The sequence below is a fragment of the Nocardia sp. NPDC005366 genome (assembly GCF_040606855.1).
GTDB lineage: Bacteria > Actinomycetota > Actinomycetes > Mycobacteriales > Mycobacteriaceae > Nocardia.
Genome location: NZ_JBEXFQ010000023.1, coordinates 97,600 through 122,980, shown reverse-complemented (window position 1 = coordinate 122,980; position 25,381 = coordinate 97,600). Strand labels below are relative to the sequence as shown.

General features: G+C 67.3%; 19 protein-coding genes, 3 pseudogenes and 1 riboswitch. Of the genes and pseudogenes, 9 read left to right on the top strand and 13 right to left on the bottom strand.

Features of this window, described 5'->3' with window-relative positions:
• Positions 1–144: 144 nt before the first annotated feature.
• A riboswitch (glycine riboswitch) is annotated at positions 145–244 on the bottom strand.
• 137 nt (positions 245–381) lie between these two features.
• The 6 genes from ABZS43_RS24690 to ABZS43_RS24665 all read right to left on the bottom strand — a co-directional run bounded on the left by ABZS43_RS24690 (position 382) and on the right by ABZS43_RS24665 (position 4,474).
• Positions 382–975 (bottom strand): MerR family transcriptional regulator, encoded by a 594-nt coding sequence (locus ABZS43_RS24690; protein WP_355038313.1) that lies wholly within the window; start codon positions 973–975, stop codon positions 382–384.
• 163 nt (positions 976–1,138) lie between these two features.
• The gene (locus tag ABZS43_RS24685) at positions 1,139–1,612 is read right to left on the bottom strand and encodes a bifunctional nuclease family protein (protein WP_355038312.1); all 474 of its coding nucleotides are present in this window, start codon (positions 1,610–1,612) and stop codon (positions 1,139–1,141) included.
• Between the two features lie 193 nt (positions 1,613–1,805).
• The gene (locus ABZS43_RS24680) at positions 1,806–2,609 is read right to left on the bottom strand and encodes a MerR family transcriptional regulator (protein WP_355038330.1); all 804 of its coding nucleotides are present in this window, start codon (positions 2,607–2,609) and stop codon (positions 1,806–1,808) included.
• 147 nt (positions 2,610–2,756) lie between these two features.
• Complete coding sequence (gene garA, locus ABZS43_RS24675) at positions 2,757–3,242, bottom strand: glycogen accumulation regulator GarA (protein WP_355038311.1); 486 nt, start codon at positions 3,240–3,242, stop codon at positions 2,757–2,759.
• Positions 3,243–3,405: 163 nt separating this feature from the next.
• The gene (gene gcvH / locus ABZS43_RS24670) at positions 3,406–3,804 is read right to left on the bottom strand and encodes a glycine cleavage system protein GcvH (RefSeq protein ID WP_355038310.1); all 399 of its coding nucleotides are present in this window, start codon (positions 3,802–3,804) and stop codon (positions 3,406–3,408) included.
• A gap of 76 nt (positions 3,805–3,880) precedes the next feature.
• The gene (locus ABZS43_RS24665; protein ID WP_355038329.1) at positions 3,881–4,474 is read right to left on the bottom strand and encodes a CDP-alcohol phosphatidyltransferase family protein; all 594 of its coding nucleotides are present in this window, start codon (positions 4,472–4,474) and stop codon (positions 3,881–3,883) included.
• A gap of 216 nt (positions 4,475–4,690) precedes the next feature.
• Here ABZS43_RS24665 and ABZS43_RS24660 point away from each other — a divergent pair.
• The 4 genes and pseudogenes from ABZS43_RS24660 to ABZS43_RS24645 form a co-directional block, all read left to right on the top strand.
• Positions 4,691–6,361, top strand: a pseudogene (locus tag ABZS43_RS24660) (GMC family oxidoreductase); the annotation flags it as partial.
• 262 nt (positions 6,362–6,623) lie between these two features.
• Positions 6,624–8,009, top strand: a complete 1,386-nt coding sequence (locus ABZS43_RS24655; RefSeq protein WP_355038309.1) for a DUF2252 domain-containing protein — start codon at positions 6,624–6,626, stop codon at positions 8,007–8,009.
• Positions 8,010–8,090: 81 nt separating this feature from the next.
• Entirely contained in the window at positions 8,091–8,966 is an 876-nt protein-coding gene (locus ABZS43_RS24650) for a nuclease-related domain-containing protein (RefSeq protein WP_355038308.1), read from the top strand.
• Between the two features lie 309 nt (positions 8,967–9,275).
• Positions 9,276–9,557 (top strand): annotated as a pseudogene (locus ABZS43_RS24645) (phosphatase PAP2 family protein); the annotation flags it as partial.
• A gap of 122 nt (positions 9,558–9,679) precedes the next feature.
• On the opposite strand, the gene ABZS43_RS24640 reads toward ABZS43_RS24645, so the two are convergent.
• From ABZS43_RS24640 to ABZS43_RS24620, 5 genes and pseudogenes are all read right to left on the bottom strand, one after another.
• On the bottom strand, positions 9,680–10,345 hold the full coding sequence (locus ABZS43_RS24640; protein WP_355038307.1) for a biliverdin-producing heme oxygenase: 666 nt from the start codon (positions 10,343–10,345) through the stop codon (positions 9,680–9,682).
• A 139-nt stretch (positions 10,346–10,484) separates the two neighbouring features.
• Positions 10,485–11,910, bottom strand: a pseudogene (locus ABZS43_RS24635) (threonine/serine exporter family protein).
• 200 nt (positions 11,911–12,110) lie between these two features.
• Positions 12,111–13,745 carry an ABC transporter permease gene (locus ABZS43_RS24630; RefSeq protein ID WP_355038306.1) on the bottom strand — a complete coding sequence of 545 codons (1,635 nt, stop codon included), beginning with the start codon at positions 13,743–13,745 and terminating at the stop codon, positions 12,111–12,113.
• Complete coding sequence (locus tag ABZS43_RS24625) at positions 13,742–14,677, bottom strand: ABC transporter ATP-binding protein (RefSeq protein ID WP_355038305.1); 936 nt, start codon at positions 14,675–14,677, stop codon at positions 13,742–13,744. The genes ABZS43_RS24630 and ABZS43_RS24625 overlap by 4 nt, the downstream gene beginning before the upstream one ends.
• Positions 14,677–15,300 (bottom strand): TetR family transcriptional regulator, encoded by a 624-nt coding sequence (locus ABZS43_RS24620; RefSeq protein WP_355038304.1) that lies wholly within the window; start codon positions 15,298–15,300, stop codon positions 14,677–14,679. The genes ABZS43_RS24625 and ABZS43_RS24620 overlap by 1 nt, the downstream gene beginning before the upstream one ends.
• Before the next feature lie 158 nt (positions 15,301–15,458).
• On the opposite strand from ABZS43_RS24620, the gene ABZS43_RS24615 reads away from it, so the two are divergent.
• Positions 15,459–17,390, top strand: coding sequence for an acyl-CoA dehydrogenase (locus ABZS43_RS24615; RefSeq protein ID WP_355038303.1), 1,932 nt, complete (start codon positions 15,459–15,461; stop codon positions 17,388–17,390).
• On the opposite strand, the gene ABZS43_RS24610 is transcribed toward ABZS43_RS24615, so the two are convergent.
• Positions 17,391–18,905: a sugar transferase gene (locus ABZS43_RS24610; protein ID WP_355038302.1), complete on the bottom strand. Its 1,515-nt coding sequence runs from the start codon at positions 18,903–18,905 to the stop codon at positions 17,391–17,393.
• Between the two features lie 349 nt (positions 18,906–19,254).
• A complete protein-coding gene (rfbC, locus tag ABZS43_RS24605) occupies positions 19,255–19,818 on the bottom strand; it encodes a dTDP-4-dehydrorhamnose 3,5-epimerase (protein WP_355038301.1) in 564 nt (187 codons plus the stop codon).
• A gap of 265 nt (positions 19,819–20,083) precedes the next feature.
• On the opposite strand from rfbC, the gene ABZS43_RS24600 reads away from it, so the two are divergent.
• The 4 genes from ABZS43_RS24600 (at position 20,084) to ABZS43_RS24585 (ending at position 25,355) form a co-directional block, all read left to right on the top strand.
• Positions 20,084–20,674, top strand: coding sequence for an MspA family porin (locus ABZS43_RS24600; protein ID WP_355038300.1), 591 nt, complete (start codon positions 20,084–20,086; stop codon positions 20,672–20,674).
• Between the two features lie 165 nt (positions 20,675–20,839).
• A complete protein-coding gene (locus tag ABZS43_RS24595; RefSeq protein ID WP_355038299.1) occupies positions 20,840–22,195 on the top strand; it encodes a glycosyl hydrolase family 28-related protein in 1,356 nt (451 codons plus the stop codon).
• Positions 22,196–22,198: 3 nt separating this feature from the next.
• The gene (locus tag ABZS43_RS24590) at positions 22,199–23,554 is read left to right on the top strand and encodes a GNAT family protein (protein ID WP_355038298.1); all 1,356 of its coding nucleotides are present in this window, start codon (positions 22,199–22,201) and stop codon (positions 23,552–23,554) included.
• Positions 23,555–23,657: 103 nt separating this feature from the next.
• Entirely contained in the window at positions 23,658–25,355 is a 1,698-nt protein-coding gene (locus ABZS43_RS24585) for a 5'-nucleotidase C-terminal domain-containing protein (protein WP_355038297.1), read from the top strand.
• The last annotated feature ends 26 nt before the right edge of the window (positions 25,356–25,381 follow it).

Sequence of the window (25,381 nt, the reverse complement as noted above, 5' to 3'; positions counted from 1 at the left end):
TCAGCTCCAAGGGGTCGGGCGGGTCGACCACGCGGTCGACAGGTACCAGCCCTCCCCCTCTGTCGTGGAGCCTGAGAGATTCGGGAGTTGTCATCCCTTTCCCCATGGGCGGGCGACACGGGGCCACCACTTTCCAGAGGCGCCGAAGCCCGTACGGTCCGGTTGCCTGAGAGATTGACGGGGAGGTGCTGCTCCTTCGGCGCCCGGACTCATGTCGAGACCGGAACTCTCCCGCACGGCGGCGACGCACCGTCCAGTTTATGCGGAGTGGCCCTCGAACCCGGTCTTCAGGTCTGTGTCGCCCTCATCACTCGACGCTACGAGGGCGATCTCCACAGAAAAGGCCGCCCCGGTGCCCTCCGGGACGGCCCGCACCGGATCTCAGCCGGTCTTGGAATCCATCCGCGCCTTGCGACGGTAGGCCAACTCGTCCTCGGGGCGCTCGGTCACGGCGGAGGCCCGTTCGGCGGGGAAATTGGCGATCGCGCCGGTCAATTCCCGCATGGCGCCACTGACGGCGATACCGAACACTCCCTGCCCGCCCTGCAGTAAATCGACGACTTCCTCGGGCGAGGCGCATTCGTAGACCGAGGTGCCGTCCGAGAACAGGGTGATACCCGCCAGATCCTGAACACCGCGGCTGCGCAGATGATCGACCGCGATCCTGATGTTCTGAAGCGAGATGCCCGCATCCAGCAGTCGCTTGACGATCTTCAGAACCAAGATGTCCTTGAACGAGTACAGGCGCTGACTGCCCGATCCCGCCGCACCGCGAATCGACGGCACGACCAGTCCGGTGCGTGCCCAATAATCGAGCTGTCGGTAAGTGATGCCCGCCACCTGACACGCGCTGGGGACGCGATAGCCGACTAGATCGTCGGGCACCGAATCATCCGGGAACAGGCCTGGCTGTACCACATCCTGCGATTGCTCTGCCACTGACCACTCCCTTGCTTCGCCGACGCCTTGCCTCATCGATGACCCGGCTCCGTGACGACCATCTACCCGCCGTAACGGACATGGCCCAACTGTCGAGATTACTCCCACTGATTCTCCTGGGAGCAGCATCATCGATCCAAACGCGACGCGCGGTAAAAGTCTCGACCTGTAGTTCAGGGCTAGAAGATAGCCATACCGTTCAGCTATCGGTGGCCTTGAAATCGTCCGGGGAGACCGACTCCAGGAACTCTTTGAACTTCTCCACCTCGTCCTCGCGCTCGTCCGGCATCACCAGCCCCGCTTCCTCGAGCACAGCCTCTTCGGCGTAGATCGGGCAACCCACCCGCAAGGCGATCGCAATCGAATCGGAGGGACGCGCGGAGATGGTCAACTCGTTGTCGAACACCAGATCCGCGTAGAACGTGCCCTCCTGCAGGTCGACGATCCGCACTTCCTTGAGGGTATGCCCGAGCTCGGCGATCAGGATCTTGATCAGATCGTGAGTCAGTGGGCGGATCGGGGTCACCCCCTCCTGTTCCAGCACGATCGCAGTCGCCTCCGCCTGCCCGATCCAGATCGGCAGATACCGGTCCCCGGACACTTCGCGCAGCAAGAGCACGGGCTGGTTCTGCGGCTGCTCGACACGAATGCCGATGACGCGCATCTCACTCATCGCACTGCCTCCCATACTCGCCGGCCGCCCGGCATGACCGCTGCGGAGCTCGCCGTACCACCGAGTCTAAGCGAACTCCGAGCAGTGCCGCGATCGGTGTACTGAGCCGAAACCTGCGTGTTGTCACGGTGGAATACGCGCGGGGATCCCCGCGCCGACGCGCGCGTACGACACGCGGGAAAGGTGCGGCGGCTCAGCTGCCGAGCGAATTGCGCACCGATGCCTTGACCAGGCACGTATGCAGAGTGAGCGAGAGGGCGGCGAGCTCGCGCGCCGTCTCCTCGGCCCGCGCCCGAGCGCTCGCGTCGCGACTCTTGGCGATCGGCGCGACGATCTGCGCCACCAGCGCGGCCTCGCGGTCGGCGGCCAGTTTGAAGGCGCGCAGATGCCGTGCCTCCAGCCCGAATTCGGCCATCGCCTTGGCGGTTCTCGCCAGCGTGACCGCTTCGGTATCGAAGAAACCCGCGGGCCCGGGGGTGATCAGGTTCGCCCGGATCAGATCGACGAGGAATTTCTCGTCTATCTCGGCCTGCTGGAGCAGATCCGCACGGGTGAGCCGGATTTCGTGATCGAACCGCAGTTCGTCGGGTGAAATCTCACCGGGCACGACGCCGAGCCTACGGGGCGCGGCGGCGCCCGCAACCCGAGCGGGGCGACCCGCCGGCTCGGCCGTGGGATCGGACTCGGCGACCCGCGCCGACTCCGCGCCGACGCGGCCGGAGACGGCACGGGCACGCGCTTCTCTGACACCCAGCGTCGCGGCTCCGCTATCGATGGCCTCGAGTTGTTCCTTGATCACCTTCAACGGCAGGTATTGGTCCCGCTGGGCGGTCAGCACGAACCGCAGTCGTTCGCAGTCGGCGACCGAGAATCGGCGATATCCGGAGGGTGTGCGCTCGGGCCTGATCAGGCCCTCGGCCTCGAGGAAGCGGATCTTCGAGATGGTGACGTCGGGAAAGTCGGGGCGCAGCAGATCCAGGACGGAGCCGATCGACATACCTCCGCGCGCCCACTGCGCCGCACCTGTCACAGTGCCGAGCCTTTCATGATCGCCGACACCGTCCCACCCTTGTATCCGCCGGGCCCGCGCTCGGCGGCGTCACGCGCGCCGAGCGCCGGCAGTCGATTCACTCGCCGTGCTCGCTCATAGCGAGCCCGCACCCGCCGACGGCTCGCTGACATGCGCGCGCGGACCGGTCAGGAAGACGAGCCGGAACTTCCCGATCTGTACTTCGTCACCGTTCTGCAGCTCCGAGGAGTCGACCGGCTCCCGATTCACGTAGGTGCCGTTCAGGCTGCCCACATCCACGACCTGGAACGTGTCGTCGTCCTGCCGGAATTCGGCGTGCCGACGGCTGACGGTGACATCGTCGAGAAATATGTCACTGTCGGGGTGACGACCGGCCGACGTGGTCGGCTGATCCAGCAGGAACCGCGAGCCCGCGTTCGGACCACGCTTGACGACCAAGAGGGCCGCGCCAACGGGCAGACCCTCGACCCCTTGGACCGGCTGTTCGCCGGTCGGCTCTCCGGAGCGCGACGCGTCGACCTCGTTCAGGAAATCCGCGCGGAAGACCGACGTCGTCTCGGCCGCGGTCTCCTGGTAACCCGGGTCTTTGTTCTCGCTCACCGTTTCTCTCCTCCTCGAACCTGATTATCCATACAAGCAGGTGATGCCTTCATTGACACGACGTGTCGTGTCACGAGAACACCGGCATCGGCTGCCGGACTCTGTTGGCATTGACCGTACCCTGCCGGGGCGGGCCCGTGCAGGTAGAACAGGGAAGGCTGATTCAGCCCCCGATAACTCCTTGATAACCTGCGGCATCCAGTAGTTCGGAGAGCGTGTCGTCGAGGCCGGCGGCGTCGGCGACCTCCAACTCGAACAGCCAGCCCGCACCGTAGGGATCGGTGTTCAGCGTCTCCGGCGCCTGCGCCAGTTCCTCGTTCACCGCAACGACTTTCGCGGTCAGCGGGGTGTAGATGTCGGAAACGCTCTTGGTCGATTCCACCTCGGCGACACTGTCCCCCGCGGCGACATCGTTATCCGCGTCGGGCAACTGCACGAACACGACGTCACCGAGCTGTGACTGGGCGTAGTCGGTGATGCCGACCCGGACCGTGGTCGGGCCGATTCGGCGCACCCATTCGTGCTCCTCGGTGTAGCGCAGATCCTCGGGGGTCTGGGTCACAAGGCCGTCCTTTCTTCGTCAAGGTCGCACGCAACTCTATTCGAGGCTCGCCCACGAGGCCGACCCGACGTCTCCGTTACGGGGTGCGCTGTGGCACAGCCGGTATCGCGCGCGCCACCGCGACGGCCTTGCCCAGGTACAGAACACCCGTCCATACGTAAACCGCGGTACCCCAGATCAGGAACGCCCCGCCGAAAGCCCGGCCGAAAGCGTCGAGCGGCCAGTCCATCTCTCCGGCCAGCAGCCAGGGCAACGCCGACATCAGCGCGAAGGTCGCCGCCTTACCCAGGTAGATGACTTCGGGCGGATCGAGGTCGCGGCGCTTGTAGACTCCGAGCGTCAGGGTGAGGACCAGATCGCGCCCGACCAGGATGACCGCCACCCACCACGGGATGAGCCCGCGCACGACGAAGGCGAGCAGCGTGGTCACCAGGTACAGCCGATCCACGAACGGGTCGAGCAGCGCGCCGAGGCGCGAGGACTGGTCGAGGAGCCTGGCCAGCTTTCCGTCGAGGAAGTCGGTGACACCGCTGGCGATCAGCAGGGCGAACGCCCAGCCGTCGGCCCGCACGACGAGCAGCAACCACAGGAACAGGGGAACACCGAGCAGTCGTAGCACGCTCAGCAGATTCGGGACGGTCAGGATGCGGTCGGCGAGGATGGCCCGCACGCCGGTTTCGGCGTCGGCTTCACCGTGCGGTTCCGTCGCCCCCGATTCGGTTGTCACAGTCCAGTGCTTACCGCACCGACCCCGGCCGCCGCCATCCGGGCACGCGGTTGCCCACGACGGATCCTGCCGGATCGACGGGTTATGTCACATCCGACGTGGTGAAAGAATGAATGTGAAACCATCTCAGCTGCCCGACCATGTGAGCGAGAGGAAGCCATGCCCGCATTCGACTACGACGTGGTTGTGATCGGTTCCGGATTCGGCGGCAGCGTGAGCGCGCTGCGGCTCACCGAGAAGGGGTACCGGGTCGGCGTACTCGAGGCGGGCAGGCGCTGGGATCCGGAGGATCTGCCGCGCACGAATTGGGATGTGCGCAAATCCATCTGGGCGCCGCGACTCGGCCTCACCGGCACCCAGCGCATCAGTGTCCTCGGCAAATGCGCGGTGTTCTCCGGGGCGGGAGTCGGCGGGGGCTCGCTCATCTACGGCAATACGCTCTACGAACCGTTACCGAATTTCTATACCGACAAACAGTGGGCGCATATCACCGACTGGCGCGACGAACTGGCGCCGTACTACGACCAGGCCCAGCGCATGCTCGGGGTGACGACGAACCCGCGGATGACTCCCGCCGATCAGGTGATCCGAGAGATCGCCGAGGATCTCGGCGTCGGCGACACCTTCCACCCGACCCGCGTCGGGGTGTATTTCAACGAGGACGATCCCGGCGCCGAAGTCGACGACCCCTACTTCGGCGGTGTCGGGCCGCGTAGGCGCGGCTGCGTTCACTGCGCGCGGTGTTTCACCGGCTGCCCGCACAACGCCAAGAACACCACCCCCAAGAACTACCTGTACCTCGCCGAACAATTAGGCGCGCAGGTGCATCCGCTGACCACGGCCACCGAGGTCAGGCCGCTGTCCGGCGGCGGTTACGCGGTGCGGACCGTGCGCTCGGACCGTTGGATCCGCAAGCAGCCCAGAACATTCACCGCCGAACAAGTCGTCTTCGCCGGAGCGGCGCTCGGCACGCAGAAACTCCTGCACAAGATGCGCGACGAGCGAGTGCTCCCGGAGTTGTCGCCGCGCCTGGGCGAGCTGACCCGGAGTAATTCCGAGGCAATCCTGAATGTGGTGAGCCGCTCGCGCGCCGATTTCGCCGAGGGCATCGCGATCACCTCCTCCATCCATCCCGAGGCCGATACCCACGTCGAGGTCTGCCACTACGGCGCGGGACAGAACGCCCTGTTCCCGATGTCGGTGCCGATCGTGGACGGCGGCGCCTTCCGGTTCCTGCGTTTCCTGCTCGCTGTCGTGCTGCATCCGCTGGTGTTCCTGCGCAGCCTCGATGCCAGGCATGCGTCGGAGAAATCGGTGATCCTGCTGGTGATGCAATCGCTGGACAACTCGCTCACCTCGTACCGCAAGCGCGGCCTGCTGAAGACCAAGGCGGGCACCGGTGAACCGAATCCAAGCTGGATACCCCTCGCGCACGATATCGGCCGCAGATTCGGCGCCAAGGTCGACGGCGACACCCACGGTCTGGTCATGGATGTGTTCAACATCCCGGCAACGGCCCACTACATCGGCGGCTGCGTCATCGGCGAGAGCGCCGACACCGGCGTCGTCGACCCGTACCAGCGGATCTTCGGTCATCCCGGCCTGCACGTCGCCGACGGCTCGGCCGTCACCGCGAATCTGGGCGTCAACCCGTCGCTGACCATCACCGCCCAAGCCGAACGCGCCATGGCGTTCTGGCCCAACAGAAACGAATCCGACCCGCGCCCGCCCCTCGGCACCCCCTACCGCCGAATCGACCCGGTCCCCCCTGACCACCCCGCGGTCCCCGATACCGCCCCCGGCGCCCTGCTGCTCCCCCTGACCCCCGTCGACCCTGCGCTGCGAGCCGATCGCGCGAACACCACCCCCCCTCGACCCGACAACGGCACACGAAGCGGGGCCCGCGCCGTCCGGAATCCGGCAGGACCCGAAATAGTCGCGAGCGAACCACTCGCGGCTGAACACCCGCAGCGCATTTCGTATCCGCGCGCTGTCCCGGCCCCGTACGGAGCGAGCCCGACGGGTGACCGGTCGCGGCCGTCTCGAAGGGGCCGCGAACCCGCCACGCCGCAGGCGCTGCGAAAATGTCACGGTGGATGGGATCGATTTACGGACCTACGTCCCCGCCGATGAGGTGCGGGCTCGTGGGCGGGCATTGCGTGAGCGCGTGCCGGTGACTGTGCGCGATCGCGACGCCATCGGTCCGCGGCGTCCGGGAGTTCTGGAATTCCTCGAGGCGAGCCACGCGAATCGGCTGCCGCATCTGGTGCCCCTGCGGGTCGGGCGAATGATGTCGGGACCGTTCACCTTCTACCGGGGTGCGGCGGGGTTGATGGCGGCCGATCTGGCGCACAGTCCGGTGAGCGGATTGGACGCGCAGATCTGCGGCGACGCCCATGCCGCCAACTTCGGCCTGTACGGCACGCAGCGCGGCGAAATCGTCATGGATATCAACGATTTCGACGAGACCGTGGTCGGGCCGTGGGAGTGGGACCTGGAGCGCCTCGCGGCCAGTCTCGTCCTGGCCGGCCGGGAATCGGGCGTGGACGAGGACGGGTGCCGCGCCGCCGCACGCGACGCGGCCACCTCGTACCGGACCTCCATCGATCGGCTCGCCGCATTGCCGTTCATGGAGTCGTGGACCGCGTTGCCGGACGAATCCGTGCTCAGCGCGGCCAAGGCCGACGATCTGCTGGACAATTTCCAGAAGGCGGCCAAGAAAGCGCGCAAGAACACCAGCGCCAAGGTGGCCTCGAAGTGGACCGAACACATCGATGACCACGAGACCGGCGTCCGCAAACAGCGATTCATCAGCGACCCACCGGTTCTCACCGCCGTCGCGGCGGAGGTGGCCGACGCGGTCGTCGACGGTCTCGAACGCTACACCGACACCCTGCGGGAATCGCGACGCAATCTGGTCACCCGATTCGCGGTGTCCGACATCGCGTTCCGCATCGTCGGTACCGGCAGCGTCGGGCTGCACAGCTATGTGGCACTGCTGCACGGCAACGACGGCGAATCCCTGGTGCTGCAGCTCAAGCAGTCCATTCCCTCGGCGTTGTCGCCGTATCTCCCGCCGCGCCCCGAATGCCACGAGGGTGAGCGAATCGTGCAGGGCGCCAGGCTCGTTCAGGCCGAAACCGATATCCTGCTCGGCTGGACCTCGGTGCGTCTCGGCGAGGCGGAACTGCCGTTCATCGTGCGCCAGTTCCGTAATCTCAAGGGCAGTATCGATCCGGCCGGACTCGGCGCCGATGATCTCGACGATTACGGCAGACTCGCGGGCGCGCTGCTGGCACGGGCGCATTCGCGTTCGCTCGATCCGCGCCTGACCTCCGGATATCTCGATGGCGACGAGAGTTTCGACGACGCGGTCACCTCCTTCGCGGTCCGCTACGCCGACCGCACCGAAGCCGATCACGCCGAATTGGTCGCCGCGGTCGAGGCCGGGAAGCTGGCCGCGGAACTGCCCGAGTGACCGTGTCTGCGGCGCGCACGGCCGTCATGCTCGTATCCTGTCGAGGGACGACGTGAAGGGCGGTCGCGAATGCTCGTGCGAGTGCAGAACCCGACAGGCACACATGCCGAACGGGCGCTGATCGACTGGTTGCGCACCTGGAAGGATCCGGGCAGCCCGCACGGGGTTGCGACGATCAATTGCAGTCTGTTCCACGAGGATCGGCTGCACCAGTTCGACGCGGTGGTCTGGACGCCGACCAGTTGCGTGGTGATCGAGGCGGAGGCGCTGTCGACCCGCCAGGACGGCGTCCTGGATATCCCGCTCAACGGGCCGTGGACGATCGACGGCGAACCCGCCGCCCTCGAGGGCAGGGATCGGCGTACACCGCTGGACAAATCCCGCGATCACACCTTCGCCTTGCAGAGCTGGCTGGCAGCGCGCGGACTCGGGCAGCGCGCTGTGCACGGCGTCGCGCTCGTCGTCCCGCTGCGCGGGGCCGAGCTGAAGGTCCAACAGGAGTGGAACGACCCGAGTTTCGATGTCATCCTCGGCAACGATCCGGGGCGGCTGCGCCACTATTTCGAGGCGCTGTCGGAGTCGGAGAAGCACCTGTGGACGGCCAACGACGTCGCGGTCGCGTTCCGCGGTCTCGGCATCCTGCCGTATCTGCCCGCGCCGCAGGAACTGCTGCACGAGGGTTTCCTCGGGCCCATCGATATCACCCTGTGGCACGGTGGCCCGCAGCAGGCCCAGGCCGAGGCCTACGCCGAGGAGATGGCGAGAGCCGCTCAGGAGGCGAAGCGACCCATCATCGAAGCGCCCTGGTACAGCCCGTGGAAGCTGTATCCGACGGAGGCCGGCGATATCGATATGGGCAGGGCTTTCATGCGCGCCGTGCTGACCATCGGCATGGTCATCGGGATCGCGTGGGTGCTGTGGTTCGTCATCATGGCGATCACGACCTACGGGCCCTGACCGACGATCCCGCCACCGGTTAGGGTCGTCGGCGTGATCGCTGTACGGCAGACCTTCGGCACGGCACGGCTCGGCGTCGTCGCGGTCTGTATCGCCATCGTGGCCGCGGTGCCGCTGAGTTTCCCCGCCGATGGTGGTCCGACGCGGGCCGACCGCGAGGTGGCGGCGCCGATACTCGACAACCTGGATCGGTACCGCGCGCTGTATCGGGTCCTGGTCGTCCCCAGCGATGCCTACATCCTGATTCCGCTGTTGTTCGCCGCCGCCGCCTGGTTCGCGGTGCACCGCCGATGGTGGCGCGCCGCCACGATGCTCGTGGTTCCCGAGGTGGCCGTGGCGGTCAATACCTGGATCCTGAAACCGTTGTGGGACCGGCCGTTATCCGACTATTCGGCGTACCCGAGCGGGCACACCGTGCATCTGGTCGCCATCGCGGCGACCTTCGTGCTGCTGACCGATTCGGTCGCGACGCGCTACGTCGTCGTGGTGGTGACGGCGTTGTCACTGGGCGGGGTCGCGGTCGGCATGATCGGGCTCGGCTATCACCTCGTCACCGATGTCATCGGCGGTGCGGCCGCCGCGATCGCCCTGGTCATCGTGCTGTGCGCGCCCACGCGACTCGCGGCGGGCACGAACCCTCGGTCGACCGGATCTTCACGTCGACCGTCGGCATCGACTCCACCGACGACGCGGCAACAGCCCGGTTCGACCGTTCAGGACGGGCGGCGCGCCGGGAATTCCGCGCCGAGTTCGGCGAATACCGCCGCATTCATCGCGAAAGCCCGCTGCCCTTCATCGATGACGCGGCGGCGCTCGAGGTCGTCGACCGCCAATTCATCGAGCAGTCGGCGGTATTCGCGCTTGAAAGCGGCCGGATTGCCGATGCCGTCGAAGACGTAGAACCGCACTCCGTCGCCGCGGCGCGGCAGATCCCACAGTTTCTCGGCGGTACCCCGGATGACCTGACCGCCGGAGAGGTCACCGAGGTAGCGGGTGTAGTGGTGGGCGATATAGCCAGCGGGCCACTGCGTGGCGCATTCCTCGATACGCGTGGCATAGGCCGTGGTCGCGGGCAGCGCGGTGAGTCCGTCACGCCATCGCGGGCCGATCAGATGGGCGAGATCGCGTTCGAGTTCGGCGATCCTCGCCAGTTCGGGCCGGATGAACGGCGCGGCGATCGGATCGGCGGCGAGGAGGTCCCAGTGGGCTTCCAGCGCGCGGTAGATGAACCACAGCTGGACGGTGTAGCGCTGATAGGACGCGATACCGAGTGAGCCGCTCAGCATCTCGCCGATGAACGAGGAATTCTCGGCCTCGGCGTGCTGACGTTCGGTCGCCGAACGGATCTGGGCCGAGAACGTCGCCGCGTCATCCGACATATCCGAACCACCTCACCATCGCCCGTGAGCAACCCGTATGGATACCCTCATAATCCGCACCGACCATACCGGTTCGATACCGCCGACGCACGAGTGTTCGGTCTAGCGCATCCGCGCGCGCGAGCCCCCCGCCACCGAGTCACGCGACCGAAGACCCGCGCCTGCGCCTGCGCACGACCGGCCTACGCAGCGAACCGAATCGGCGCAGGATCCGCGGCCGCAATTGGGTCCGGTCGAACCATTCGCCGAGAGTGACGCCCGCCGCCAGGGCACAGCCGACGCAGAAGGCCGCGAGCAGCTGATTGAACCCGAGCAGCAGTTCGTCGGTCAGCAGTGCGTAGAGCCCGCGGTACACCTTCAGACCGGGCAGCAAGGGCGTGATGCCCGCGACCGCGACGACCAGCGGCGGCGTCAACGACCGCCGCGCCATCAGACCACCGGCCAGACCGACCATCGTCGCCGCTACGCCGGAGGAGATGATCGGCCCGAAACCGGCCTGCTGAACGAGCAGGAAGCAGATGATGCCCGCCGCCCCGCCCAACGCGGCCGCGGCCAGCGCCCGGCGCTCCGCGTAGCAGGCCAGCGCGAAGGCGAACGCGGCCACCGCGCCCGCGACCAATTTGACCGGCAGATCGATGAGATCGCGGCCGGAGGTCATATCGATGGAGGGCGCCGTCGCGCCGAGCACCTGGCCCAGACGCAGCGCGAGCACGATGCCCGCGACGATGCCGCCGGTCATCATCATGACCTCGAGCAGTCGCGCGGACGCGGTGATCGGCGCACCCGTGATGGCGTCCTGTACCGCGCCGACCAATTGCAGACCACTGAGCAGCACCGTGATTTCCCGCCGCGATGATGAGCGTCGGGTCGACGGCGATCCCGAGCGGTCCCGCCAGCGTGGACAAGACGATGGCCGGCGTCGCCGCGATGACGCCGCCCGCCATATGTTGGAAGAAGAACGGGAGGCCGTAACCGTTGAGCACCCGGTTCACCCGGTCGATGAGTGCGGTGGTGCCGAAACTGACCGCCGCCACCAGCCAGCCGCCGCCGAGCAGCGCGCCGATGGCCGCGGCGAGCAGCGACCAGCCGAAGGTGGCGGTCCAGCGGTGGTAGGGATGCGGCGCGGTGGTGATGGCGTCGAGCGCGGCGCGCGCGTCGTCGGGGGCGACGACCTGGGTGCGGATACGGCGGGTGAGCCGGTCGACGGCCGCGAGCCGCGTGAAATCCAGCGACCGGTAGTGCACGACGCGCATGGTGCTCGCGGGCGGCAGGCGGGGACCGCGATCGGCCCAGATGCGGATGGCGTCGTAGGTGACGTCGATATCGCAGCGCGCCAGGCCGTAGGTGGCGGCGATGAAGCGGACCTGGGTCGTGGTGTCGATCACGCCGGTGCCCGAGGCCAGCACGACCTCCCCGACCCGCACGGCGAGATCGAGTACTTCGGCGACCCTCGCGTCATCGGCCAGATCGATCGGTTGCAGTGGCGTCGGAGCCGACACGATGGTGTCGGCCATGGCCTGCCGGTCCGCGACCAGCAGGCCGACGGCCTGGGTAACCCCCGGCACCCGCAACGCTCGACGCGGCCGTAAGCGCCCGCGCCTGCCGGTGTGCCCGGACCGCGAAATCGTCTCTTCTGCTCCCGAGAGTGCGTCAAGACCCATGCCCGCGAACGTAGTCAACTCCTCCGCGATCGCGCATCCGCGCCTGTCACAGACATGCCGAATGCCACATCGACCGGCCGGTTCCTCCGGTGCCGGGAGACGTGTCAGCGCAGGTCACGGCGACGGAATGCCGCGATACCGACCCCGATCAACACCGCGGAGACGGCGAGCAGCCACAGGATCGGCCGCCACTGCCACGGCGCGCCAGGCAGTTTCGGCGGGTGCACGAAAGGCACCACGTCGACCAGCCACTGCGGCAATCCGTCCAGCGCCCCGAGGAAGAAGACGACCAGCATCGCGCTGAGCACACCCCAGGCCATCGGGGCGAACCGCGGCGCGAGACCGAAGATCGCCACCGCGATCCCCGTCAGCACCCAGACGGCGGGCACCTGGACCAGCGCGGCGCCGAGCGAGTCGCCGACCTTCTCCACGATCGCGCCGTCCATCGCACCGTAGACGACGCCGATCGCCCCACCGGCGATCACCAACAGCAGCGCGGGCCCGATCAGCGCGAAACCGAGGTGGCTCAACGCGTATCGCTCGCGACTCACCGATCCGGCCAGCGCCGTCTCGGCGCGCTGGGTGTTCTCCTCCTCGTGCAGCCGCAGCACCGCCGAGATCGAATAGGCAGCCGCCGCGATGGCGAGGAAGGACACCGCGAAGGTGATGAAGGAGTTCTGCAGCACGTCGGAGCCGCCCATCCTGGCAATCACGTCCTTGACCTGCTGACTGTCGTCGAGCATCTCACCGACGCTGTCGATGGCCCCGCCCATCAGCAGCCCGTACAGCAGGAATCCGACCGACCACGCGAGCAGAGCGCCGCGATGCAGCCGCCAGGCCAGCCCCGCCGCACCGGACAGCCCCGGCGCGGCCACCGCCGGGCCCGGTCGTTCGGCCAGCAGCCCCGACCCGGTATCCCGATGACGCAGCAGCGCGTAGGCCGCGACGGTGCCCGACACGGCGAGCACCGTCAGCGGGATCAGCACCCACCAGCGTTCGTCGGCGAACGGGCGCATATTGATACACCAGCCCAGCGGCGAGAACCAGGACAGCACGCCGTTGCCCGCGTCGCCGACCGCGCGCAGCGCGAATGCCGTACCGAGCGCGGCGAAGGCGATCCCGCGCGCGACCCTGGCCCCGGTGCTCACCTGCGCGGCGACCGCGGCTACCGAGGCCCAGACCAGCCCGGAACCACCGAGCGCCGCGCCGTAGGCCACCGCACCGCCGGCGGGCAGACCGCTGCCGATCAACGCGGCGGCGGCGAGCACGCCGACGAGTGCGCAGCCGACGCTCGTCATCATCAGCGCGGCGGTCAGTCCCGCGTAGCGGCCGATACTGGTGGACCCCACCAACTCCGCGCGCCCGGTCTCCTCCTCGACGCGGGTGTGCCGGATGACGGTCAGGATCGTCGCGATCGCGATCATCGCGTAGAACGGTCCCGCCTTCCACAATCCGATCGAGCCGAGTTCGGTCCCGAAAACCGGTCCGTACATCGCGACGAGCGCGGGGCTGTCGGTGATGGACCTGGCGTAGTTCTCGAGTCCGGCCTCGGTGTCGTACACGCCCTGGGTACTGACCACATAGAACGTCGGCAACAGTCCGAAGGCGAGTACCCACAGCGGCAACACGATCCGATCTCGGCGCAGGATGAGCCGGAGCACCTGCCGGGTGCCCGCGAAATCGGGCGATCGGCGCGATACCGGTGCGCTGAAACCGCTTTCGGCGGTGACGGTGGTCATGCCCGCACCTTCTCCCCGGACTCCTGTGCCGCGCCTTCGACGTGGTAGTGCCGCAGGAACAATTCCTCCAGTGTCGGCGGGGCACTGGTGAGGCTGCGCAGCCCGGTGTCGCCGAGCACCCGGATCAGTTCGCCCAGATGTTCCCCGTCCACCTGGCAGCGCAGCGTCGAGCCGTCGCGCACGACGTCGTCGACCCCGGCGATCCGGGTGAGATCGCCTGGATCGCCGAGTAATTCGGCGGTGATCGAGGTGCGCGAGAGATGCCGCATATCCGACAGCGAACCGCTTTCCACGGTGCGGCCCGACCGGATGATCGTCACCCGATCGCACAGCGCCTCCACCTCGGACAGGATGTGGCTGGACAGCAGTACCGTGGCTCCGCGCTCCTGCGCCTCGCGCGCGCATTCGCGGAATACCTGTTCCATCAGGGGATCCAGACCCGAGGTCGGCTCATCGAGCAGCAGCAGTCGCACATTGGAGGCGAAGGCCGAGACCAACGCGACCTTCTGCCTGTTGCCCTTGGAGTAGGCGCGCGCCTTCTTGCGCGGGTCGAGGTCGAAACGTTCGATCAGCTCGGCGCGACGCCCGGCGTCGATACCGCCGCGCATGCGAGCCAGCAGGTCGATGGTCTCCCCGCCCGACAGCGACGGCCACAGCGTGACATCGCCGGGCACATAGGCGAGTTCGCGATGCAGGGCGACCGCGTCGGTCCACGGGTCACGCCCGAACAGCGCGGCGCGGCCCTCGGTGGCGCGCAGAATTCCGAGCAGGACGCGAATAGTCGTCGATTTACCCGCGCCGTTGGGCCCGAGGAAACCGTGGATTTCCCCCTCGTCGACCGAGAGGTTCAGCCCGTCGAGGGCTGCGACATGTCCGAATGTCTTGGTGAGATCGGTGATCTCGATTACCGGTTGGGTGGCTCGATCGGCCATTATCGCTCCTCGTCGAGTGCGTCCAGCAGCGTGGAATCGGTCAGCATTCCCTGCGTGTAGAGCTCGAGCGCCGGGAATGTGGTCTCCTCGGCGATATCGCGAATCGCCTTGCGGTAGTCGATTTTTCCCTCACGCTGTTGGCGCAGTTGTAAGTAGAGATTCATTGCTCCGACATGGCAGAGCACGATGTATCGGGCGCGGGCGGCCGGATCGCGACTCGGTTTGATCTGACCGGCGTCCACGGCGGCCTGCATGTAATTCTCGGCGTCGTCGATCATGTGCTCCAGCAGTGATTCGGCCAGCGCTCCGCCTGCCTGGAAACTGCGCAGCATATAGGCGACGACCGGGGCGTATACCTCGATCTCGGCCAGGGCGTTGATCATGCCCGCCGGTCCGGGAGTATTGATGGCCTTGGCCTTCTCGACCCTGATGATTTCCAGCACCCGCTCGTCGCAGACGGCGCGCAATCCCTCCTTGGATCCGAAGTGATGGTTCACCAGCCCCGGGGAGACGCCCGCGGCGGCGGCGATCGCCCGGACACCGACCTGGAATCCACTCTCACCGAAGACGTCGATCGCCGCGTCGCGGATGCGCGCGACCGTGGTCAGGTCCGAGGCATTCATCGAATCGGCGGATCTTTGCGGCGCGGGGCGGCTCGGGGTGGCGTGTCGATTAAACGCATGTTCAGTAGCTTAAACACTTGTTCAGCGTGGTGGCAAGAGCTGGATCACAGTTGTCGCGTCACAGGTTTGCCGCCCACTCAGCGGGTTATCGTCGGGTTATGGATACCGGCAGCTCATCGACGGCGGATCACCTTCGTGCGGCACTCGACGGCCCCTGGCGCGATGTCAGGGAGGAGGCGCGTACCCATCTCGCGGGAGACGAATTCGCGGGCGATCCGCACCTGGATTACAAGGCGGCGCGAGCCCGGGTTCTCGAGCAGATGCGCACCGTCGCGACCATGGGATATGCCGAGCGCGGCTTCCGGCGCGAGAACGGCGGCACCGGTGAACCCGGCGCCGCGGTGACCGGCCTGGAAATGCTGGCCTACACCGATCTGTCGCTGTGGGTGAAAGCGGGCGTGCAATGGGGGCTGTTCGGCGGTGCCGTGGAGAACCTCGGCACCGAACGGCACCGCGAGTACATCAAGAGACTGCTCTCACTCGATCTACTCGGCTGTTTCGCGATGACCGAATCCGGCCACGGCAGCGATGTCGCCAATGTCGAGACCACCGCGACCTACGATCCGGCGACCGAGGAATTCGTCATCCATACCCCGACGCCGTCGGCCCGCAAGGATTACATCGGCGGCGCCGCCGAACATGCCAGGATGGCGGCGGTTTTCGCCCAGCTCGTGACCCAGGGCGAGAACAGGGGCGTGCACTGTCTGCTCGTGCCGATCCGCGACGAGCAGGGCGCGGATCTGCCGGGTGTCACCACCTACGACGACGGACTCAAAGGCGGCCTGCCCGGCGTCGACAACGGGCGCATCACCTTCGACCAGGTCCGGATCCCCCGGGAGAACCTGCTGAACCGTTACGCCGATGTGGAGCCGGACGGCACATACACCTCCGAGATCGAGAACCCGAGCCGCCGCTTCTTCACCACTCTCGGAACCCTGGTGCGCGGCCGGGTCAGCGTCGGCGGCGCGGCCGCGGCGGGGGCAAGGGTCGCGTTGAGTATCGCGGTGCGCTACGCCCTGAAGCGGCGTCAGTTCTCCGATCCCGACACCGGCGAGGAAACGCTGCTGATGGATTACCGCAGCCATCAGCGCAGGCTCTTCCCGCTGGTCGCACGGTCGTTCGCGCTGGCATTCGCGCAGAACGACCTGGTGCGCCGCATGCATCTGGTGCAGACCGGGCAGAACCTCGATCCCGAAGCGCAGCGTTCGCTGGAGAAGCGGGCCGCCGGCCTGAAGGTCGCCCAGACCCGGCATGCCACCCGCGCCATCCAGGAATGCCGTGAGGCCTGCGGCGGCGCGGGCTATCTCACCGAGAATCGCCTGGTCACGCTGAAGGCCGATACCGATGTGTTCACCACCTTCGAAGGCGACAACGTGGTGCTCACCCAGCTGGTCGCCAAAGAACTGCTCACCGCCTACGCCGACGAGGTCCGCGATCTGGACGCCCTCGGCTGGGTCCGCTTCGCCGCGACCATGGCCGGAGATGTGGTGCGCAAACGTTCCGGCGTGCGCCAGATGATCCAGACCATGCGCGATCGCGGCGACGAATCGGTCGACGACGGCGATCTGTCGCGCCGCTCGGTACAGCTGCAACTGTTCGCCGATCGCGAGGATTACCTGGTGCGCACCGCGGCGCACCGCTTACGCGCCCGCGCCGAGGAGACCGGCCCGTTCGAGGCGTTCAACAATGCCCAGGATCACATCCTGGCCGCGGGCTCGGCGCATATCGACCGCCTTGTCCTCGAGGCGTTCATCGACGGCATCGCCGATATCGAGGATGCCGACGCCCGCCGCCTCGCCGGGGAGGTATGCGATCTGTTCGTCTACTCCCTGGTGGAGGAGCACGCGGCCTGGTTCATCATGCACCGGTTCATGTCGGTGGAACGGGCCAAGGCCGTGCGCCGCGGCGTCAACGAATTGGTTGACCGGCTGCGTCCCGAAGCGCTGACCCTCGTCGAGGCGATGGGCGTGCCGGAAACCATGCTCCGCGCCGCCCTGCTCGATGACGCGAGCGTCTACGACCGCCGCTGATCAGTAGGCGCCCTCGCCCCGAGCGACCGCGCCGATCGTCTTGGCGATGAGCAGCAGATCCAGCACCATGGACCAGTTCTCGACATAGGACAGGTCCAAGCGGACCGAATCCTCCACGGAGAGATCGGATCGCCCGCTCACCTGCCACAGCCCGGTCACGCCCGGTTTCACCAGCAGGCGGCGGCGCATCTCCCCGTCGTAGGTATCGACCTCGCGCTGCACTTGGGGGCGCGGGCCGACCACGCTCATCTCACCGCGCAGCACATTGAGGAACTGCGGCAGTTCGTCCAGACTGAATTTGCGGATGACACGTCCGACCGGGGTGACGCGAGGATCGTCCTTCAACTTGAAGAACACCGGGTTGCCGCCGTTGTGTTCGATCAGATGCGCGACCCTACGATCCGCGCCGGTGTACATGCTGCGGAACTTGATCATGCGGAAAGGCTTGCCGCCGCGCCCGATACGCTCCGACAGATAGAACACCGGGCCGGGACTCGTCACCTTGACGGCCACCGCGATAACGAGGAGCACCGGCAGTATCGCGAGGAGCACGGCCGCCGAGAAGCAGACGTCGAATACCGCCTTGCCGGTCGATTTGGCCCGATCGTACTGTGGTTTGGCGATATGCAGCATCGGCATACCCGCCACGAGTCGATTGGTGAGCCTGGCGCCGGAGATATCGGCGACGCCCGGCGCGACGACGAGTTCCACGCCGAGCGGGTCGAGTTCCCACGCCATCCTGCGCAGTTCGGCGGGCCCGAGATAGTCGGTGGCGGTGACGGCGACGGTATCGGCTTCGCTGCGCCGCACCGCCTCCAACACCGAGCGGTCGTCGCCGACGACGGAGATGCTGCGCCCCGAGGCGTGCAGCCCATATCCCCCGCTGCCGGGTATTCCGTCGGGGACGCAGACGCCGACCACCCGATACCCGGTCGCGGGATCGCGGGAGAACGCCGCCGCCATCGCCTGGGCCGCCTCCGGCGGTCCGACCACGAGCACCGCGGTCAGGCACTCACCGCGGCTGCGCCGCCGAGACCGGGTGTGCAATCGCCAGGCCAGCCTGCTGAACATCAGGCCGAGAAGTCCGAGCGGCAGTGCGATCGCCAGATATCCGCGGGCGAACTCGATCTGGAAGATCAGCGAGATGATCGCGAGCACCCCGAACAGCCGCATCGTCGCGGAGACCAGCCGCCGGTATTCCTCGGTCCCGCTCCCCACCACCTGGGGCGAACGAGTGCTGCACGCGATGAGGAAACCCATCCAGCTCACCGCGAGCACCGCGGAAACGACGGTGTAGCCCACCTCGTAGGGCATCGGCCACGCCAGCGGCGGCGCCACCGGACCGCCGAACCGGATGACCTGGGCCAACACCACCGCCGCCACGATCACCACGAAATCCGTCGCTTCCAGACGCCGCACGTACTCGGCCTGCCACCGTTCCCGGTCCGAACGCGGCGACACCGGGACCAGCCCGGGCACATCAGGGTCATCGCGGCCCGAAGGCTCGAAGCTCATGAACCTGTACCTCCCCCTGGGAGAGAATCGTCGCCACCGATCAGCATCGACCGGTCCCCTCGGCAAGCGCGGGTCGCCCGGGGTGTTCGGTCATTCGGCGCCCGACAGGTGATTCTTACAGACCACATTCCGATTCACATATCTGATGACAAGGGCCACAGAGTATTCCACGCGATAGCCGATCGGGCACAATTCCCGATTCTCACCGCCCGCATACCGGGGCTCCGACCCCTTGCCCGGGGAATCCCCGAGAGCAGCGCCGGTAGCCCGCTGGATGCTACCTGGCGAACCGGGTGGCGGGTAGTCCGGAACCCGCTATCACACAGATGATTTCGCCGACGAAAGTGCCTCAGTGAGCCTGCCACACCGTCCGGAGCAGATGCTCCCAACTGCCTGCCGCCGCATCTCTCGGCGACACCGCGCCCACCGGTAGCGGCCATTCGATTCCCAGATCCGGATCGTCGAAGGCGACGCCGATATCCTCGGCGGGATCGTGCGACCGGTCGATCCGGTAGCAGACATCCGCGGTCGGGGTGATCGCCTGGAATCCGTGCAGGAATCCGGGCGGCACGTACAGGTGGTGGAAGTCGGTGTCATCGAGCCGGAACGCCTGCTGCTGACCGAAGCTCCGCGATCCGGGACGGATATCGACCAGTACGTCGTGGACAGCGCCGTTGGCGCAGCGCACCAGTTTCGCTTCGCCGCGCCCGCGCCGCCCGTGCATGCCGCGGATCACCCCCCGGCCGGAACGCGACTGGGAGTCCTGGACGAAGGCGGCGCCCGCACCGGGCACGCCGAGGTACTCGTCGAAGAGTTCCGCGTCGAAAGTCCTCGTGAACAGGCCCCGATCGTCCCGGAATGGCTGCGGAATCAGCAGCAGGACATCGGCGAGCTCCGTCTGCTCGATACGCACCGCGCCATCGTGCCATGAACGAGGGAGCGCCGCTATGTCCGAATCCGCCCATTTCGCCCCGCGCGCCCGCCGAAAACTCGACCGGCCGGAACGGAGGTCGATCGGCTACCTTGAACATGCTGCGCCGCACCGAATTCGCGCTCCGTGACGCAGCACACACAATGGACACGACGCGCGTAGAGCGCCGAGCACGGTGTACGGAATAGAGAGAAATCTGATGAGGGAAACCCCCCGGCTCCGATCTCGGAGCGTACGTGTATTCACCATGGCCTCGGTCGTCGCCGCGGGGCTGGCATTCGGGAACGGGCCGGCCGCCGCGGCGATCGATAACAGCAGTTCCATCGTCGACCGCGCTCAGCGCACGGTCGAGGCCATCCAGTCCGACACCTCGATCGAATCCGTTCCGCCGCTGGACGGAAATCCGTTGACCCGCGAGTGGTTCCACAACGGGTCCGCGGGCTTCAAGATCTCCGGCCCGGACGCGCAGGACTGGAAGGGCCGTATCACGTTCGGCTATCAGGTCGGATATCCGGCGACGGTGGGCGGAAAAATCAAATTCGAGTACTCCACGCCCGGTCTCGGCGTCGATCTGGGCGGCACGGATATCGGAGTGCTGAGGATCGACAGCCTGATCCCGAAGGCGGGTGTCCAGCTGGAGGCAGGTTTCGGCCCCGGCATCCAGACCATCGAATGCGCGGGCGGAGAGATCTCGGGCACCGACGGCTTCATCCGGCTGTCCGGATTCCACGCGACCATCACCGGGGTGCTCGGCCAGACCAATATCCGGCCGTTCGTCCAGGTCGTGAGCTCCAGCGGTGACACGGTGATCACCTACGGCAAGCCCTGGACCATCTGATCCGGCCATGCCCTCGCCCGGATGTCACGGCGGCTCCGGGCGAGGGCGAACCGTCGAGGCGGCGCGGACGCGCGGGATCCCCGCCGGTGCACACCGTCGGATCGACGCGGTAGCGTACGGAACCCCGGGTAGGGGCCTGCGATATTGGGTCGGGAGACTACACAAATGACCGATGACGCCATCCGTCGACGACGACTGCTGGCCGTATCTCTCGGCGCCGCCGCCGCGCTGCCGCTGGCCGCGTGCTCGGCCGCCGAAGAACCGGATACCGAATTCCGGTCCCCCACGGTGACCGACGCGCCCGCCGCACGCAATGTGCGCGATTTCGGCGCGGTCGGCGACGGCATCGCCGACGACACCGCCGCCATCGCCGCGGCCGCGGCTTCGGGCGACGGCCCCCCGGTGCTGTACCTGCCCGCCGGCCACTACCGGGTGACGGCCTTCCCCGAACTTCCCGACTTCGCCACGGTCCTCGGCGACGGCGCCGATATCTCGACGCTGGTCTGCGAAACCGACACCACGCTCATCGCGCTGCGCAATCGCAGCAGGGTGCGGTTCTCCCGGCTGGGGATCTACATGTCCGGTCCCCGCTCGACGGCCGTGCTCCTGTCCGAATGTTTCCGCTGTTCTTTCGACACGGTGGTGATCCGAGGCAACCATCTCAGCACCAACCACCCGCAATATCTGGCACAGCGTGGTGTGGTGCTGGAAGGCAATACCGGCGGCACCGCGTTCATCAACTGCGATATCAACAATTTCGGCCTCGGCATCGTCACCTCGTGCATCCAGAATTACGTGACCTCGTCCAAACTCACCAGCAACTTCATCGGCGTGCTCGGTACCGGCAACGACCACAACGCCGGTCTAGCGCTGACCAATGTCGAATTCGTCTCCGATCACGACCCGAACACCACCGATAGACACATCGCCATCGACGGCGCCGCCAATGACTGGTGGCTGACGAACGTGTGGTTCGAGGGTGCGGAGATCGCGGTGTCGGTCGGCGACCGCGAGCGCGGCGGGCCCGCCCAGTTCGGCATGGTCAACTGCAAGGTCGCGGCCCGTTCGGTCGGTATCGACCTGGTGTACTGCCGCCAGCCCTATCTGGCCAATGTCCAATTCGATCGGGATCTGGACCGGCACCCGACCGAATTGCGCATCGATCCGGCCGGCTGCCCCGAAGGCACCGCCGTCAATCTGATCTCCAGCGCCGAGGAGGATTTCCCGCCCGGGCTGTTTCCCGAGCGCTGGCATGTACTCGGGCGCGCCGGCATGCGCGCGCCGCGCTTCGACGGGACGATCGTGGGCAGGGCCGGGCGCGGCGACGCGGACATCATGCAGGCCAAGGGGCCCGACGGCGATCTGCGAGCGGCCGTACTATCCAGTGGAGCGTGGCTTTCCGACCGAGCCGAGGGCGGAGTCGTGCTCAAGGACACCGACGGCGGCTACTGGAGGCTGACCGTATCCACCGATGGCGCCGTCCGGACATCCCCGCTGGGACGCCAGCGACCGAAGGGATGAGCCGTGCCCGACCATCCGACCGCCCTGTCAGGGGTACGGCTCGGTCCGGTCACCCTGCACGGCGCCACCATCGTCCTGCGGCCACCGCGCATCGATGACTATTCCCGCTGGCGACAGCTGCGCCTGTACGACCGACACCGCATCGAACCGTTCTGGTCGAGTTCCCCGCTGGACTGGTCGGCGCGCCATACCCCCAGACACTGGATCCACGAATACCTCTCGGGCCGAGTCGACGAGAAGGCCGGGCGCAGACTGGGACTCGTGATCGAGGTGGACGGCCTCCTGGCGGGTCAGGTCGAACTGGCCCATGTCGACTTCGCCTCCGGCAGCGCCGAATTGGGACTGTGGTTGTCGTCCCAACTGGCGCGCCGCGGCATCGCGGTGCTGGCCACGGCGCTCACGGTGGATTTCGCGTTCGGGCCTGCCGGTCTGCGGCGGATCACCGCCCCGATCTCTCCGGACAACCTCGCCACCAGCGCCGGAGCACAGCAACTCGGCTTTCGCCGCGAAGCGCTCATGGCCAGGTACTTCGACGTCGGCGGCACGCCACGCGATCACGAACTGTGGGCCATCACCGACCGCGCGGCGCCGCGAGAAGGTCTGACCGCGAACTGGATTCGGCGCCGATCGGACCGAGCGCCGCGCGAGGCGCCGCCACCGCCGGACCTTCCCGAGGTGCCGTCGCCGCGCCGTTCCGAAATACTCGTCGCGATCGCCCGCTACCACGCGGGCCGACTGCTGCGTCCTGCCGACCCGCTGTGGTCCGCGCAGCGCGTCCGGCTCACCGACCCGCGCCATCCCGGAGTGGTGGTACGAAATATCGACAGCGCCGATCATGCGCGGCGAGCGGCCGGATTGCGTCGCGTTGGCGCGGATTTCGGCGTGGTGACAGCGAACGACCCCGGCAGGCGGGCGCGGCGGACATTCGGACTCGTTCGCCCCCGGCCGGGCACGGCGGCCCCTCCCCTGCTGTTGACGATCGAGGCCGACGGCGCGTACGCGGGCGAGGTGCGGCTGTTCGAGGCGGATATGTTCAATCGGCACGCCCGGCTGTTCGCGTGGACGGACCCGGCGCTGCCCGCGGCGACATTACGCCGGATTCGGACGGTGGCGATCGGATTGGTCGTGGAGTACGCGCTCGCCGATCTGCGGTTGGTCCGCGTCGCCGCCGAGATCGAACCGGACGACACCGAGGCAGCCGAGATCGCCGCCCGCGCCGGCATGGCCTGGGAGGGTCGCATGCGCGACTTCGTCGGCGTCACCGGACACCGCGCCGACCATGATCTGTGGGCCGTCACGGTGCCGGACTCCCGCACCGCGCGGCGACTCTACCGCGCGATCGGCGCGGAGGGGCGATGACGGCGGATAGACACGGGACACCGGCCACGGCGTGTCGAACGCCGCCGCGCACGACATCGCGCACTCGGTGCGTAGACGCCCCGCGCGTGGGAAAGTCTGGCGTATGAGCGAGTTCCGTCCCATCGCCGGTGTCGTCATCGGATTCCTTACCCTCGGCATGCTCGCCGGATGCGCGCCTGCCGCCGACGAGAGGGCGCCGGTGACCACGTCGGGCGCCATCCCCCTGATCTCGACCGATGACCTCGTCGGCGTGAAACCGGATGAGGTGCACCTGTTCGGATTCAACGACTTCCACGGGAATCTGGAACCGCCGCAGGGAACGACCGGCAAGATCGCGGGTTACGACGCGGGCGGGGCCGTATACCTGGCCACCCACCTGGCGCGATTGAAGGCGGCCTACCCGGCCAGTGCGGTGGTGTCGGCGGGCGACAATGTGGGAGCGAGTCCGCCGGTGTCAGGACTCTTCCACGACGAGCCGACGATCGAGTTCATGAATTCGGCCGGGGTCGCGGCCGCTGCCGTCGGCAATCACGAATTCGATGACGGCGTACTGGAATTGGCGCGACTGCAACAGGGTGGATGCGCACCCGACGGCTGTTCGCCCGGTGAGCCGTTCACCGGTGCGAAATTCCCCTTCCTCGCCGCGAACGTCACCGACGCCGCCGGGAAACTGCCGCAGGGATTGCGCGCGTGGACAATGCTCGAGGTCGGCGGCCGCAAGATCGGCGTGGTCGGCACCGTCACCCCGGATACCGTGAATATCGTGATGCCCGAGGGTATTCGGGGTTACAGCTTCGGTGACGAGGTGAGCGCGATCAACGCCTATGTTCCCGAGATGAAGGCCGCGGGCGCCGAGGCGGTCGTGGCATTGGTCCACGACGGCGGCGCGCAGCAGCCCGCCGGGAACGGCTCGGTCGACTACAACGGCTGCGTCGACGTCGGGCCCGAGGTCACCGCGCTCGCCACCCGCACCGATCCGGCGGTCCGCGCCGTGATCACCGGGCACACCCACCAACCCTACGTCTGCGCCGTCGACGGAAAAGTGGTGACTCAGGCCGCCTCCTACGGCAGGCTGATCACCGATATCACGCTGCGGTTCGGCCCCGACGGCGTGCGGACCGCGGCGGTGAACAGGGTGGTGACCCGCGAGGTGACACCGGACCCTGCGGCGGCGGCCCTGGTCGGCTTCTATGCCGAGCAGGCCGCGCCGCGGGCGGCACGGGTGGTCGGCACGGCCGCCGTCGCCCTCGCCCACACGCCCGGCCCGTCCGGCGAATCACCGCTCGGCGGCGTGATCGCCGATTCGATGCTGTCGGTCACCGCCGCCGCGCCTGCCGCCGCCGTCGCGGCATTCACGAATCCGGGCGGGGTACGCTCCGACCTGAAACCCGGCCCGATCACCTACGGCGATATCTACACCGTCCAGCCGTTCGGGAACCAGGTCGTCACCGTCACCCTCACCGGCCGGCAGGTGCTGCGGCTGCTGGAGCAACAGTGGAGCAATACCGGTAAGACCGCCGTGCTTTCGCCATCCGGCCTCACCTATACCTACGTCGATTCCGCGCCGAGGGATCACAAGGTGGTGGCGGCGAGTGTCCGCATCGCGGGCCAGCCGCTCAATCCGGTCGCCACCTATCGGATCACCACCAATAGTTTCCTCGCCTCCGGCGGCGATGGTTTCACGGTTTTCACCGAGGGCACCGACAAGACCGTCGGCCCGACGGATCTCGGCGCGTTCGAATCATTTCTGACCGCTCGTCCGCCGTTGCAGGCTCCGACCGCTCGCGTCGAGAAGAAGTGATTCGGCGCGATCCGCCCCGGAGAATG